Annotated in this window: 14 protein-coding genes and 1 pseudogene; 12 read left to right on the top strand and 3 right to left on the bottom strand. The window is 68.2% G+C overall.

Annotated features, from left to right (window positions below; translation table 11 throughout):
• Positions 1 to 135 precede the first annotated feature (135 nt).
• From AC57BS_RS01880 to AC57BS_RS01920, 9 genes are all read left to right on the top strand, one after another.
• Positions 136 to 951 carry an NUDIX hydrolase gene (locus AC57BS_RS01880; RefSeq protein ID WP_496409808.1) on the top strand — a complete coding sequence of 272 codons (816 nt, stop codon included), beginning with the start codon at positions 136 to 138 and terminating at the stop codon, positions 949 to 951.
• 86 nt (positions 952 to 1,037) lie between these two features.
• Positions 1,038 to 2,186, top strand: a complete 1,149-nt coding sequence (locus AC57BS_RS01885; RefSeq protein ID WP_496409809.1) for a thiolase C-terminal domain-containing protein — start codon at positions 1,038 to 1,040, stop codon at positions 2,184 to 2,186.
• Between the two features lie 26 nt (positions 2,187 to 2,212).
• A complete protein-coding gene (locus tag AC57BS_RS01890; RefSeq protein WP_091193225.1) occupies positions 2,213 to 3,259 on the top strand; it encodes an NAD(P)H-dependent flavin oxidoreductase in 1,047 nt (348 codons plus the stop codon).
• A 60-nt stretch (positions 3,260 to 3,319) separates the two neighbouring features.
• Complete coding sequence (locus AC57BS_RS01895; protein ID WP_496409810.1) at positions 3,320 to 4,324, top strand: LLM class flavin-dependent oxidoreductase; 1,005 nt, start codon at positions 3,320 to 3,322, stop codon at positions 4,322 to 4,324.
• 62 nt (positions 4,325 to 4,386) lie between these two features.
• Positions 4,387 to 5,343 carry a beta-ketoacyl-[acyl-carrier-protein] synthase family protein gene (locus tag AC57BS_RS01900; RefSeq protein WP_231252389.1) on the top strand — a complete coding sequence of 319 codons (957 nt, stop codon included), beginning with the start codon at positions 4,387 to 4,389 and terminating at the stop codon, positions 5,341 to 5,343.
• Positions 5,340 to 6,542 (top strand): thiolase family protein, encoded by a 1,203-nt coding sequence (locus AC57BS_RS01905; RefSeq protein ID WP_139227540.1) that lies wholly within the window; start codon positions 5,340 to 5,342, stop codon positions 6,540 to 6,542. Before AC57BS_RS01900 ends, AC57BS_RS01905 begins: the two co-directional genes overlap by 4 nt.
• Entirely contained in the window at positions 6,539 to 7,303 is a 765-nt protein-coding gene (locus AC57BS_RS01910; protein ID WP_496409811.1) for an enoyl-CoA hydratase/isomerase family protein, read from the top strand. The genes AC57BS_RS01905 and AC57BS_RS01910 overlap by 4 nt, the downstream gene beginning before the upstream one ends.
• Before the next feature lie 2 nt (positions 7,304 to 7,305).
• On the top strand, positions 7,306 to 7,779 hold the full coding sequence (locus tag AC57BS_RS01915; RefSeq protein WP_496409812.1) for a Zn-ribbon domain-containing OB-fold protein: 474 nt from the start codon (positions 7,306 to 7,308) through the stop codon (positions 7,777 to 7,779).
• Positions 7,780 to 7,796: 17 nt separating this feature from the next.
• Positions 7,797 to 8,984 carry an acyl-CoA dehydrogenase family protein gene (locus AC57BS_RS01920; RefSeq protein ID WP_496409813.1) on the top strand — a complete coding sequence of 396 codons (1,188 nt, stop codon included), beginning with the start codon at positions 7,797 to 7,799 and terminating at the stop codon, positions 8,982 to 8,984.
• 95 nt (positions 8,985 to 9,079) lie between these two features.
• Here the strand turns inward: AC57BS_RS01920 and AC57BS_RS01925 are convergent, their stop codons facing one another.
• Genes AC57BS_RS01925 through AC57BS_RS01935 form a run of 3 tightly spaced genes read right to left on the bottom strand, consistent with a single transcriptional unit; the run spans position 9,080 to position 11,696 of the window.
• Complete coding sequence (locus AC57BS_RS01925) at positions 9,080 to 9,844, bottom strand: hypothetical protein (RefSeq protein WP_496409814.1); 765 nt, start codon at positions 9,842 to 9,844, stop codon at positions 9,080 to 9,082.
• A gap of 23 nt (positions 9,845 to 9,867) precedes the next feature.
• Positions 9,868 to 10,770, bottom strand: a complete 903-nt coding sequence (locus AC57BS_RS01930) for a CoA transferase subunit A (protein WP_496409815.1) — start codon at positions 10,768 to 10,770, stop codon at positions 9,868 to 9,870.
• Positions 10,767 to 11,696 carry an LLM class flavin-dependent oxidoreductase gene (locus AC57BS_RS01935; RefSeq protein ID WP_496409816.1) on the bottom strand — a complete coding sequence of 310 codons (930 nt, stop codon included), beginning with the start codon at positions 11,694 to 11,696 and terminating at the stop codon, positions 10,767 to 10,769. Before AC57BS_RS01935 ends, AC57BS_RS01930 begins: the two co-directional genes overlap by 4 nt.
• Positions 11,697 to 11,922: 226 nt before the next feature.
• Between AC57BS_RS01935 and AC57BS_RS01940 the strand changes: the two genes are divergently transcribed.
• From AC57BS_RS01940 to AC57BS_RS01950, 3 genes and pseudogenes are all read left to right on the top strand, one after another.
• Entirely contained in the window at positions 11,923 to 12,669 is a 747-nt protein-coding gene (locus AC57BS_RS01940; protein ID WP_496409817.1) for an enoyl-CoA hydratase/isomerase family protein, read from the top strand.
• Positions 12,670 to 12,695: 26 nt separating this feature from the next.
• A pseudogene (locus tag AC57BS_RS01945) lies at positions 12,696 to 12,845 on the top strand (zinc ribbon domain-containing protein); the annotation flags it as partial.
• A 33-nt stretch (positions 12,846 to 12,878) separates the two neighbouring features.
• Positions 12,879 to 13,115 (top strand): Zn-ribbon domain-containing OB-fold protein, encoded by a 237-nt coding sequence (locus AC57BS_RS01950; RefSeq protein ID WP_496409842.1) that lies wholly within the window; start codon positions 12,879 to 12,881, stop codon positions 13,113 to 13,115.
• Positions 13,116 to 13,117: the final 2 nt, after the last annotated feature.

Raw genomic sequence — 13,117 nt, forward strand, 5'->3', positions numbered from 1 at the left:
GTACTCCTTCACTGTGCGCGATCTCTCGCACGGCTGTCTTCGGGTTGTGCGAGACTCTACAATCCTTCGACCGATAAGTCGATATCCGTCTACGTGGATGGGAGACTGGGCATGGTGGGTAGTGAAGGTGGGATCGTGAACCCGCGCAGAGCGGCTAGCGTGGTCGTCGTCCGCGACGGCGACGAAGGCGTCGAAGTGCTCCTGCTGCGCAGGACGTCGAAGGCGGCGTTCGCGCCAGACCGGTTCGTCTTCCCGGGAGGCAGCGTCGACGACAGCGATCGGCGCGTGCCGCTGATCGGTCGGTCGCGGGTGGACGAGCGCGACCGGGCGGTGGCGCCCGCGCAAGGAGTCGGACAGGTCGCGGGTGTCGTCGACGACGTCTTCGTCGCCGGGGTGCGGGAAACGTGCGAGGAGGCGCTGATCCTGCTGGCCCTCGACAGCAGCGGCGCTCCTGCGAGCGTCGATCACGCCCGCGCCGTGCGTGCGGCGCTCGCGAGTGGATCCTCGCTCGCCGAGGCGTTCGATCAGTTGGCGCTGCGTGTGGATCCCGCGTCCCTCGTCTACCACGACCGGTGGATCACTCCCGAAGGCGCACCGCGCCGGTTCGACACCTCCTTCTACTACGCCGCCACGCCGGTGGGACAGATCTCGGAGCACGACCAGGGCGAGGCCGTCGACTCCGCCTGGGTCCGCCCGGCCGAGGTCCTGCACAGCGAGGAGTGGACGCCGCGCCTGCTGCCGCCGACCCGCTATCACCTGTCACTGTGCGAGCAGCACGCGGAGGCGGCGGCGGTCCTCGCCGCGGCGCGAGCAGATGCGGTTCGCGAGCCCGTCCGCGCGCGACTGGTCTCGGACGGGGCCGGCGGCAGCGCGGTGGTGGTGCGGCCAGGAGCGGCGCCGGTGCCGCTGGGAGCGCTGCCTTGGCGAGAACCCGGGACGAACGGCCGCTGAGCGTAGACAACTCGACCGTTAGGACATAAACTATCTCTTCGGTTGAACATTTACCAATCAATAGAGTACGTAAGAGAGGAACGCGCATGCGTGAGGTGGCCATCGCCGGAGTCGGGTACACATCGCTGTCCCGCAACTCGGGCCGCACCGTCTTGTCGTTGGCTGCCGAAGCCACCCGGAACGCGTTGGCTGACGCCGGCATGTCCAAGGACGACGTAGACGGCGTGGCGAGCTTCTCGGTGCTCAACGATTCGGTCAGTTGCGAGGCGGTCGCCACGGCGCTGGCGCTGCCGCAACTGCGCTACGTGCTGGACTTCCAACAGGGCGGTCAGTCGCCGAGCATCATCACCTATCAGGCCGCCACCGCCGTGGCGACCGGACAGGCGGAGGCGGTCCTGGTCTTCCGCGCGCTCAACGGCCGCTCCGGAATCCGGGTCGGCAGCGGCGCCTTCGCCGGTGGCGCTGCGCAGTTCCGCTACCCCATCGGTTACAACGCCTACCTGATGTACATCGCCATGTGGGCACGTCGTTACATGCACGAGGTCGGCGCGACTGAGGCGGATCTGGCGGCGGTAGCCATCGCCCAGCGCGCCTACGCGGAGTTGAACGACCGTGCGATCCTGCGCAAGCCCCTCGACATGGATGCCTACCTCAACAGCCCGTGGATCGCCGACCCGTTCCGTGCCGCCGACTGCACCACCGAGGTCGACGGGGCGTGCGCGCTCCTCGTGACCACACTCGACCGGGCCCGCGACCTCGCCCACCCCCCGGTCCGGGTCGCTTCGGGTGCGTACGCGGCCGGACCTCGTCCTGGCCTCGACATCGGCGACCAGCTGCTGACCGACGACTTCACCCACAACTACGGCTACCTGCTGCGCGACGAGTTGTTCGGGCGAGCGGGGATAGGTCCAGGCGACGTCGACGTCGCCGAGATCTATGACTGCTTCACCAGCACGGTGCTGATGACCATCGAGGGGCTCGGTCTCGCGGAGCGTGGGGGAGCGGGCGAGTTCATCCGCTCGGGCGCGACAGCGATCGACGGCTCACTGCCGATGAACACCCACGGCGGGTTGCTCGCCGAGGGATACCTGCACGGGATGAACACGATCACCGAGGCCGTGCTTCAGGTGCAGGGCCGATGTGGCGAGCGCCAGGCGCCTCGTCACGAGGTTGCCGTGGTCACCTCCGGCGCCCTCAACGACGGATCGGCTCTGATCCTCACTGCCGACCGCTAGACCTCTGACCTTCTCAAGGAGCCGAAATGTCTGTTCTCCCTACCCGTTACACCGAGCTCGTGGGCATCGAGCACCCGATCATCCAAGAGGGGATGGGCCCCTTCAAGACCGTGGCCTTGGCCGCGGCTGTGAGCAACGCCGGCGGTATGGGCACCATCAGCATGCCGGGCATGTCGCAGGAACCGAGCGAGGGCGCAGCGATCATGCGTAGCCACATCTCCGCGTGCGCCGAGCTCACCGACAAGCCGTTCGCGGTCAATGTCCCTGTCGGCGCTGACGACAACGGCAAGGTCCTGCCGATCACGGAGGCCTACATCAACGCCGTGATCGCGGCCCGTGAAGCCGACAGCAAGGTGGGTCAGCAGTTGAAGGTGCTCACCACGAGCGCCGGCTTCCCGGGGGCTTTCGCATCGCGGATCAAGGACGCGGGCCTGATCCACCAGCACAAGGTGGGCAGCACGCGCCAGGCGATCAAGGCCGAGGAGGCAGGGGCCGATGTCATCATCGCCTCCGGATACGAGATGGGCGGCCATACGCACCACTCTCCCGTGCACACCTTCGTGTTGCTGCCGAACGTCACGGCGGCGGTGTCGGTGCCCGTCCTCCTGTCGGGCGGTGCCCGTGACGGGCGCACCCTGGCCGCCGCACTGGCCCTCGGTGCGTCGGGCGTCGCTATGGGCACGCGGTTCATCGCCTCGGCCGACAACACCGATTGGCACCCGTCGGTCGCGCAGTTCATCGTCGACGCGCGAGAGGGCGACGACGTCGTGTTCCCTGGCGTGTACGGTCCGGCGCGCGGCCTTCGCACCGCCGCCACTGACCGCTTGCTGGAGATCGTCGCCAACGGAGAGATGACGATCGACGAGCTGACCGAGTGGAAGGACCACGCGCTGCAGCTCGCCCAGTCCACCGGCGACTTCGAGAAGGGCCTGGTCGCGGCCGGACAGGTCGCGAGCGGGATCCAGGACGTCGTCGACGCGGCCACCTTCGTCCCGCAGATGGCGCGCGAGGCCAGCGAAGTCCTCCAGGAACTCGTACGCGGCCTCGTGCCCACCAGCACCGTCGGAGTATGACGGTTCTCCGTGGCAGACACATCGGTGCCGACTCCGTCCCCAGCGCTCAGCAGAGGCCTGGTGCTGCTCGGGGGCGACCTGGACCTGGTCCAGGACGTGACCCGTCGCGCCGAGGCCGCCGGCTTCGACTCGGTCTGGACGACCGAGTTCTACGAGCGCACGGCGACCGTATCCCTGGCGGCCATGTCGATGGTCTCCTCTCGTGTGGTCCTCGGCAGCGCGATCGCCTACGCGGTCGGGCGCTCGCCGCTCGTGCTGTCCGCCGAAGCGCGTGACCTCGATGAGCTCAGCCGGGGGCGCCTGATCCTGGGGCTGGGGACCGGCACGCGCACGATGCAGCGGGATTGGCACGGCAGCGATCCGACGGCTCCGGCGCGGAGGGTGGAGGAGCTGGTTCCGCTGCTGCGCCGACTGTGGTCGATGGACGACACCGGCGTGTCACACGACGGGGATTTCTATCATCTCGCCCTGACCCCCACTGCGGCGGTGCGCCCGCCCTTGCGAGCCGACATTCCCGTCTACCTTGCCGGCGTCAACCCGCGGATGGTCCGGGCAGCCGGCTCTGTGGCCGACGGTCTGGTCGGGCATCCGATCTTTAGTCGCCGCTACGTGGAGGACGTCGTGCGTCCGGCCCTCGACGACGGCGCAGCTCGCGCTGACCGAAGCCGCTCGGTGCCCATCGCGGGCTACGTCATCTGCAGCATCAACGAGGATCCCGACGTGGCGCTGCGTTGGGCGAAGGCGCAGATCGGCTTCTACGCCGTCGTGCGCACCTATCTGCCCGCGTTCGCCGTGCACGGCCTCGAGTCGATGGCGGCGGATGCTCGCGCAGCGTGGTCGCGACGCGACATCGACGCCATGATCGCCGCCGTTCCCGACGACGTAGTGGAGTTGTTCGCGGTGGCCGGCACCCCGGACGAGGTCCCCCAGCAGCTGCACGAGCGGTTCGACGGACTGTACGAGCAGACGTTGCTCTACTCCCCGAGTTTCGGTTTGGATGCGGCGCAGCTGCAGGGCAACGTCGAAGCCATCATGGAGCTCCTCGCCCCCGGAGGGGCGGCGTGACAGTGGTGGGGCTCGCCGGCTGGGCGGTCGCGGCGTGCGGAAGTGGGCCGGAGCGTCTCGACGTGCCGCTCGGAGTCCACCTCGCGGCGCGGGCCGCCCTGAACCACGCAGGTCTGAGCAGAGCCGACGTCACCGGCGTGGTGCTCGCCGGCTCCGACGCCTGGGACGGCCGGCTGATCTCGTCGATGCACATGGCCGGGCCGGCGGGGGGTTATCTCAGAGACGAGACGAAGGTCGTCGACGATCCGAGCGTCGCACTCGCCTCGGCGGTTTGGCGCGTCTCCTCGGGAGCCGACCGAGCGGTACTCGTCGTCTCCTGGCACAGCCCCGCAGAGTCCGATCCCCTCAATGCCGTCTCGCCCGACCCCGAGCCGGTGTTCTCCAGACCCGTCGGCGCGCACCCGCTGGCGGCCGAGGCCCTGGCGGTCACTCGCTGGCTGGAAGCCCACGGACTCAGCGCCGACCGCTTCGACTCCCTCACGGCGTTCCTGGCCCCCGACAAAGCCGACGACGACCGGCTCTGGTTCACCCCGCTCAGGGCGGCGCACGTCGCCCCCGTCGACGGGGCCGCAGTGGCGGTGCTGGTCTCGGCCGACGGGGCGCGCGTGGAGATCAAGGCTGTCGACTTCGCCACCGACAGCGCGCTGCCTCTCGAGCAGCATCCAGACCCGGTGGGCAGGCTGCGGCAGCGGATACTGGCGCGCACCGGTAGCGACCCCGCCCATGCCGAGGTCATCGAGACCACCGACCGGACGGTGTTCCGTCTGGTGATGGCCGCCAGCGCGCTCGGTCTGGGGCAGCCGAGCGAGGTCGCCGACGCCGTCATCGAGGGCGGGTTGCCGCACCTGCAGCCCTCAGGCGGGCTGTTCCGCCGCAACGCCGGTTATGCTGCCGGACTCGAACGGATCGTGTGCGCCGCCGAGGCAGTCGAGCGCGGGGCTGTGAGCGCACTTGCGCACTGTTCGTACGGTCGGGCCGGACAGGGGCACTCGCTCACCGTGCTGGCGGCGCCGTTATGAGCCTCACCAGACCCGGCGTCGTGGGAGTCGGAATGACGCCGATGCGCACTCGCCGACCCGACACCGACCTCTTCGGACTCATTCGTGATGCCTCCGTCGCTGCCTTGGTCGACGCAGATGTGAGCATGGCCGACGTCGATCTGGTGGTGCTTTCGCAAGGCCCGGACGCCCTGTACGGCATCGGACATCCCGAGCAGGAGCTCGTCGACGTGCTCGCCGCTCGCGGAAAGCGAGTGGTGAGGGTGCAGACCGGTGGAGCCACTGGCACGTCTGCGGTGCAGATGGCCTGGTGGGCCATCGCTGCCGGAGAGTCCCAATGCGCTCTGGTGGTCGGGGCCGACAAGATGGGCGACTCCCAACAGTCGGCACAGCATGTCCTCAACCTCATCTGGGATCCGGCCTACGAGGCCCGACTGCCGTTGAACACAATTTCGATGTCCGCGCTACAGGCCCAGCGTTATCTCCATCGCCATAGCATCGGCTTGCGCCGGGGAGAGGAGGCATGGGCACAGGTCGCCTCGAGGTTGCGAAACAACGGAGCACTCAACTCCTTAGCGCAGCTGCGGAAGCCCGTCACCCCCGACGAGGTGCTCTCCAGCCCACTGCTGTTCGCACCGATCCGGCGCGACATGGCCTGTCCCCAGACCTCAGGCGGCGCCGCCGTGGTGATGGTTTCGGCCGAGTGCGCAGCCACGATGGCCCGACCGGTGGCGTGGATCGACGGTTTCGCGGCCCGCTCCAACACCTATTTCCTGGGCGACAAGATGGGTGCCGCCGGTGACAACGATCACGGCTCGTTCCTCGAGCTCTCGCGTGCCGCGGCGGACGCCTACGCCCAGGCGGGCATCACCGACCCGGCTCGTCAGATCGACGTCGCGGAGCCTTACATCCCCTTCGCCACGATGGAGCCGATCGCCGTCGAGGCGCTCGGGTTCTCGGAACCGGGCCAGGGCATCGCCGATGCGGAGAAGGGCCGGTTCGATCGCGGCGGCGAGATCCCTGTGTGCCCCTCGGGCGGCGTGCTCTGCGCGGCTCCCATCAGTGTCAGCGCCCTCGTACGGTTCGCCGAAGGGGCGCTCCAGGTCCGCGGGCGCGCCGGGGATCATCAGGTTGACGGGTGTCGCACCGCCGTTGTGACCGGTGCTGGCGGCTCGATCCAGTTCGCGGGCGTAGCCGTACTTCGAGGGGAGGACTCGTGACCCGGGTAGGACAGGTACTCATCGATCGCGTCGGTGGCGTCGTGCATGCGCGGCTGGACCGGCCCGACGTGCGCAACTGCATCGACTTCGGCATCATCGAGGGGCTCGAGCGCGCAGTCGAAATGGCGCGTGCAGACGCGTCGGTGCTGGTCGTTCGTGGATCCGGCGGGCACTTCTGCGCAGGCGCCGACCTCGACCTCGTGCGTGGCCTGATCGGCGACCGGAAGGGACTGGAGGCCTACGTGACACGGCTGAGCGAGGTCCTCGATGCGATCGAAGCGGGCCCGTTCGCGAGTCTGGCGGCCGTCGAAGGGTACGCGGTCGCCGGCGGCTGCGAGATGCTGCTGGCGTGCGACGTGGTGCTTGCCTCCACCGAAGCCCGCATCGGGGACCGGCACCTGGAGCACGCTCTTTTGCCCGGTGCCGGCGGCTCGGTCCGGCTGGTCCGTGCCCTGCCTCGGGCATACGCCCGTTGGCTCCTGCAGAGCGGGGAGATGATCTCGGGCGACCAGGCTCGAGCATGGGGCCTGGCCGCGCTGGCGGTGCCGCCGGAAGAATTCGCGTCCGAGCTCGACCGCGTCGTCAACCGGCTCGCCTCACGGGACAGAGTCGCGATGACCGCGGTCCGGGAGATGGCCCGCTGCGCCGAGGATGAGCCGCCAGCAGCCGCCATGTCGCGTGAACGAGAGCTCTTTCTCGACCACATCACCACGAGTCCGAACGTCCGCGAGCAACTCGATGGCTTCGTGAAGAGGAGCTGACCATGAGCGACGCCCTGACCAGTCATGTGGTGATCCCGGGGGCCTGGCACCTCGATTTCCGGCACGCGGCGGGACCGGCGGCGAGCCGGTTCCTCACCACCGTGCGGGATCGTGGCGTGTTGACGGCGTCACCGTGTCCTTCCTGCGGCCGGATCCGAGTGCCTCCCCGTGATTTCTGCGAGGAATGCTTCGTCCCCACCTCCGACGACTGGCCGGACGTGGGGCCTCGCGCCGTCATCGAGGCCGCGACCATCGGGTACACGAGTTTTCCGGGCTATCCGGAGCCGCCGTACGCCCTGGTCTACGCGCGCCCCGAAGGCGCGGACACAGCCATCGGAAACCTCCTCCTGGGGATAGATCTGAGTGACTACCACGTGGCGCTGGAGCGGATGCACATCGGTGCCGCCGTCACTGCCGTTTTCGGGGACGAGCGTTCTGGGCTCGTCACCGACTTCCATTGGGCCCTAGCCGACTGATTCATGAAGGAGTGACCATGCCCGACAGTTCACAGCAGGGGATCGAGCTCGACATCCCCTGGTGCTTCACCGACGACCACCGCTCGTGGCGAACCGTGCTGCGCGACTTCACCACCAGCGTGCTCGCGCCCACCGTCGCGCAGCGGAGCATCGACGCCGTGTTCGACGAATCGATCGTCGACGGGTTGGGGGAGTTGGGCGTCTTCGGGCTACGCGTGAGCGAGGAGTACGGCGGCTCCGGGTCCGACATCACCTCGTTCTGCCTCGCCGTCGAGGAGATCTCTCGGGTCGACGGAGGGGTCGGTGCCAGCGCGCACGTACAAGGCATCGCCTGCGCGCTGTTCGAACGGCTCGCCAACGACGACCAGAAGAAGGAGATCCTTCCCCGGGCGGCGCGTGGGGAGATCTTCATCTCCTTCGGTCTCACCGAGCCCAGCGGTGGCTCCGACGCCGGCAACATCCGTACCGCCGCCGTGAGGGACGGCGACGGGTGGCGCCTGAACGGATCGAAGGCCTTCATCACCAACCCGGGCACGCCGCGATCGAAGTACGTGATCCTCTTCGCCGCCACCGGTCCCGGCCGGCCCGGTCGCCCCGAGGTGTCGGCATTCCTGGTCCCTCTGGATACGCCGGGAGTCGAGGTCGGTCCCGCCTACGACAAGATCGGTTGGCGTACCTCCGACACGCACCCGTTGTACTTCGACGACGTCCGCCTGGGGCCAGATGCCCTCCTGGGCGAAGTTGGTCGCGGATACCGTGAGGCGCTCGGCTTCCTCACCTGGGCCCGACTTCCGATCGCCTCGGCCTCGGTCGGTATCGCCCAGGGGTGCCTCGACGCCACGCTGGATTTCGTCAAGACGCGTGAATCGTTCAACCAGCGACTCGGCGACCACCAGGCCGTCGGATTCAAGGTCGCTCGGATGGCTGCGGCAACCGCAGCTGCCCGGTCGATCACCTACGACGCCTGTTGGAAGATGGACCATGGCCACCCCTACGAGCAGGAGGCGGCGATGTGTAAGATGGTCGCGTCCGAGATCTGCAACAAGGTGGCCTACGACGCCACGCAGCTGCATGGTGGAGCGGGTTTCATGATGGATTCGACGGTGACGCGACTCTATGGAGACGCCCGGGTGATGACCATCGGTGAAGGTGCATCCGAGGTCCAGCAGATGCTGATCGGTCGAAGCCTCGGCCTGAAGGTGTAGTGGGTGGCCCGTGCCGGGGCGCTGGCACGGTGATCCGCGACAGCGGCCGGCGGCCCGAACGGGCCGCCGACCGCTGCGCAAGAAGGTCGTTCGCCTCAGTCCAGGCGCAGGCGTCGCAGCACACCGCCGGGATCCACCCGTTCGCGGAGCATAGTGAGTTCCTCGTCGGTCGGCGACGGCGTCAGCGGAACCTCGCCGGGTGTCGACGACGGCAGGTCGAACCCCGTGCGTTCACGGACCTCGTCGGGGGTGTGCCCAGGATGCACCGACTTGATCCGGAGCGTGTCGTCATCGCCGAAGTCCAAGACCGCCAGCGGAGTCACCACCAGTTGGGGGCCGTCGGAATGCGGGTCGCAGAACTCTCGACGCGCCGCCGTGCGCCCGGGTGCGCTGACATGGTCCACCTCGTCGACGAAGATCCGCGCGTCGTGGCGCTGCACGAAGATCATGGTGCGCGTGAAGTAGGCCGCGAAGACCAACCCGACCGTTCCTGGACCGCGGACCCGTAGCTTCGGGTAGTCACGTCCGATACCGACCATGTTCACGTTCCCATGGCGGTCGACCTGCATGCCGCCGAAGATCCCCACGGTGGGCGCCTTGCGCCATCCACCGAGCTCGAAGTCGACGATGTCCTCGAGCCGAAAGGAGTGCTCCGCGCTGTCGAGGGTCACCGGGTCGGCAGTCGACTTCACCAGTGGCGCCGCCGAGTTGATCGCACCGCCGCCGCCGCTGAGCCAGCTGAGGTCGGGGGCGTGCATCAGGCGGGCGAGCTGGAAGGCCGCCATCGGAATCTGCGAGTTGGCGCCACAGGCACCCCACTCCTCGTTGCGCAAACCGCGCGCCAAGGTGACGGCCATCAACTCGCTGGTCGTACACGTCTCGGTCATGCCTGGCTCCTGTCCGCGCGCGCCTGGTAGTCGACACGCAGCGTGCCGACGAGGCGCTCCACTCCCACGCGCTCCAAGTACTGGTGGTGATCATGTGCTTCGCTCACGTAGCGCGCCATCCACTGTTCCGGCGAGCGCACGTACTCCTCCAGCATCCGCTCGTCGCGCCCGTAGTGACCCGCCGAGGAGGTGGGATGCGCAGCGAAGGGGAGAGCGACCACGGCCGAGACCATGAAGCTCGGAACGGTGACCTCCTTGTGCCGGCCGGACGCGGCGTAGTCGTCGGGCACGATCTCGTCCGTGACCACGATCGCGGTCCTCGACGCCCGCAGGATCAGGTCGTCCTGATAGATCGGACCGTCGAAGAAGACGTTGCCGAAGCGGTCGCAGCGCGGAGCGTGCACGATGCCGACGTCCGGTCGCATGGCAGGAATGGCGACGTGCTCGTTGCCGGAGTAGGGGTCCACCACGGTGCGGAAGAGCTCCGGTGACAACGAGCGCGTGCCGGTGGCCCCGTGGCCGCGCGGTAGTGGCATGAACGGGAGGTTCGCCGCCGCCGCCTTGAGCCCATAGATCGTGAACGGCTCGTCGACGTCGTGCACGACGATCGTGGAGCTCTCGGCGGCCGCGCGAAACGCGGGCGCCAGCCCGAAGTCCTCCAGCCCGACGTATGCCGTGTAGACCTCGGCAACGGTCCCGGCGGCGATGAGAACCTCCACGGGGAGCCCGGCCGACACGTTCGGCAGCAGCCGGAGGTTGCGCCGTCCAGCGCGCGCGAGCTCGCGGATGATCGGCATGGGCGCCGCGTGCGCGTGGATGCCGCCGATCGCCACCAGGTCGCCGTCACTCACCAGGTCTGCCGCGGAAGCAACGTCGATCACCTTGCTGCGTCGGTTCATGCCATCTCCTCAGTTGTCACGGCCGGCTCGAACCGTGCGCGGACCCGCGCGGCCACCTCCATGATCCGGGCCATCTGGTCTTCCAGGTCGCTTCCGGCGATCCGACAGATCACGTGGGTGACGCCAGCCTCGACGAAGGCAGCGATCTCCTCAGCGCACTGATCGGCGTTGCCGGCTATGCAGTAGCGGCGCATGGGCTCAGGGTCTATGGCGTAGACGTCGCCGATGAAGGCGCTGGCCTCGCGCCACGCGCGGTCGGCATCGTCGTCCACGCGGATGTAGACGTGCAGGCCGGGGGTCAACTCTTCCGGCGCGCGACCGGCGTCGGCCGCCAGCGAGCCCAGTGCCGACCACCGCTCGGCATAGCGCTCCGGCGTCACGAAAGCCCCCAGCCAGCCATCGCCGAACCGAGCCGTGCGGGCGAGTGCGGCGTCCGCTCGTCCGCCGTGCCACAGCGGGATCCGGCTCTGCACCGGAGGGGGCTGGAGGCCATGCGGGTTGTCAGCGAGCCACATCTCGCGCAGCGACCTCATCAGTTCGGTGGTCCTGCGGCCACGCTCTGCCAACGGTACGCCGGCCAGCTCGAACTCCGCTCGATTCTCTCCCCCCACGCCGAGACCGACGAGTACCCGCCCTTCGCTGAGTGCATCGATGGTGGATACGGACTTGGCGACCCATGCGGGATGCCGGAGCACGCCGAGCAGAACGCCCGACGCGACCGTCACCTTGCGGGTGACGACCGCGGTGGCCGCCATCATCGACAGACACTCGTACACCGGGACGTGGAAGCTCAAGTGGTCGCCGAACCACACCGACGAGTACCCGAGCTCCTCGGCGAACACTGCAGAGCCGATCACATCGCTCGCAGTTCGCAGGGGCGACCCGAAGTTGTTGATCCCTACCCCGAAGTGCAGCGGTTGCGTCACGCGCGATCCTTCCTAATACGACCATAGGGTTGACGTTCGACCGACAGGTTGAGACTCTAGCTGCAGCAGGACGGCCGCGCTAGGGCGGACGCACGCAGCATCGACGATGCGATGCGACAGACCGAAGGAGCCAGCAGTGACAGCAACGCACTCGGAAACCACCCGGACGTCCACCTTGCTCGTGGAACGGATGGCGTTGAGTTCCGGGCCCGGAGCGATGGCGTTGGTGACCCTCAACCGCCCCGATGAGATGAACCCGCTCGACTGGGACACCGTCAGGCACCTGAGAACCACCTTCGACGAGCTCGGACACGACGACGAGGTCCGCGTCGTGGCGGTCACCGGCGCCGGACGCGCGTTCAGCGCTGGGGGCGACATGAAGAAGTACCAACAGCTCCAGCGCGACCCCCAGGACTTTCCGCAGTTCTTGGCCGACATCCATGAGACGTTCGCCGCTATCAGCCAGTACCCCAAGCCCTACATCGCCCTAGTCAACGGGATAGCGGTCGCCGGAGGTATCGAGCTGGTTCTCTCGTGCGACCTGGCGCTCGCCTCGGCGTCCGCGCGGATCGGTGACGCCCACCTCCCGTTCGGTCAGATGGGGGGCGGAGGGGTCCTCACCCTGCTGCCGCGCGCCGTCGGACCCGCCCGGGCGCGAGAGCTGATCTTCACCGGTCGCATGCTCAAGCCACAGGAGGCGTTGGAGTGGGGCCTGGTCTCGCAGGTCGTCGAGGACGACGACCTGGTGGCGGCTGGTCTCCGATTCGCCGAGCAGGTGGCGGCCAAGTCGCCGCTGGCCGTACGCAACGCGAAGCAGGTCCTCAACTCCGCGTACTGGGAAGGCACGGGAATACCCGGCGGCATGCGCCTGGAGCGCGAGGTCACCGCCCGTTACTGCCTGACCAGTTCCGACGCCCCCGAGGGTCTCGACGCGTTCGAGTCCAAGCGCACCCCCCAATTCACTGGGCGCTGAGCCCAGCTGATCAGCCAGGAGAATCCGTGTCCAACCCCACTGAGTACGCCCAACCGCCAGCTCCCCAGGTCGATCCCGACAGCGCCGCTTACTGGCAGGGACTAGCCGAACGCGAAGTACGGTTGCCCGGGTGCGCGGCTTGCGGCAAGGTTCGCTTTCCTCCGCTCGATTCGTGCCCCTACTGCGGGCAACCGGGGGGAGAGGAGCAGGTGCTGTCCGGAGTCGGCACGGTGTACTCGTTCATCGTCCTGCACCGCACGTTCCACCCGGCTTTCGAGGCCGACCTCCCCTTCGCCATCGCCGTCGTCGACCTTGAGGACGGGCCCAGGATCGCCGCTCGCATCGAAGGCCCGCCGGAGGCAGTGAGCATCGGGATGCGGGTGGCGGCGACCTACTTCGACCGCGAGTCGTGGACCGAGCTGCGCTTCACCGCGCAGGACAACTAGAA

Source organism: Nocardioides sp. BGA-UO-ETr-FS32 (assembly GCF_059567905.1).

Coding starts and splice junctions, on each gene's coding strand:
- AC57BS_RS01890 (WP_091193225.1), top strand. CDS start 2,213: ATGTCTGTTCTCCCTACCCGTTACACCGAGCTCGTGGGCATCGAGCAC.
- AC57BS_RS01905 (WP_139227540.1), top strand. CDS start 5,340: ATGAGCCTCACCAGACCCGGCGTCGTGGGAGTCGGAATGACGCCGATG.
- AC57BS_RS01915 (WP_496409812.1), top strand. CDS start 7,306: ATGAGCGACGCCCTGACCAGTCATGTGGTGATCCCGGGGGCCTGGCAC.
- AC57BS_RS01885 (WP_496409809.1), top strand. CDS start 1,038: ATGCGTGAGGTGGCCATCGCCGGAGTCGGGTACACATCGCTGTCCCGC.
- AC57BS_RS01930 (WP_496409815.1), bottom strand. CDS start 10,770: ATGAACCGACGCAGCAAGGTGATCGACGTTGCTTCCGCGGCAGACCTG.
- AC57BS_RS01920 (WP_496409813.1), top strand. CDS start 7,797: ATGCCCGACAGTTCACAGCAGGGGATCGAGCTCGACATCCCCTGGTGC.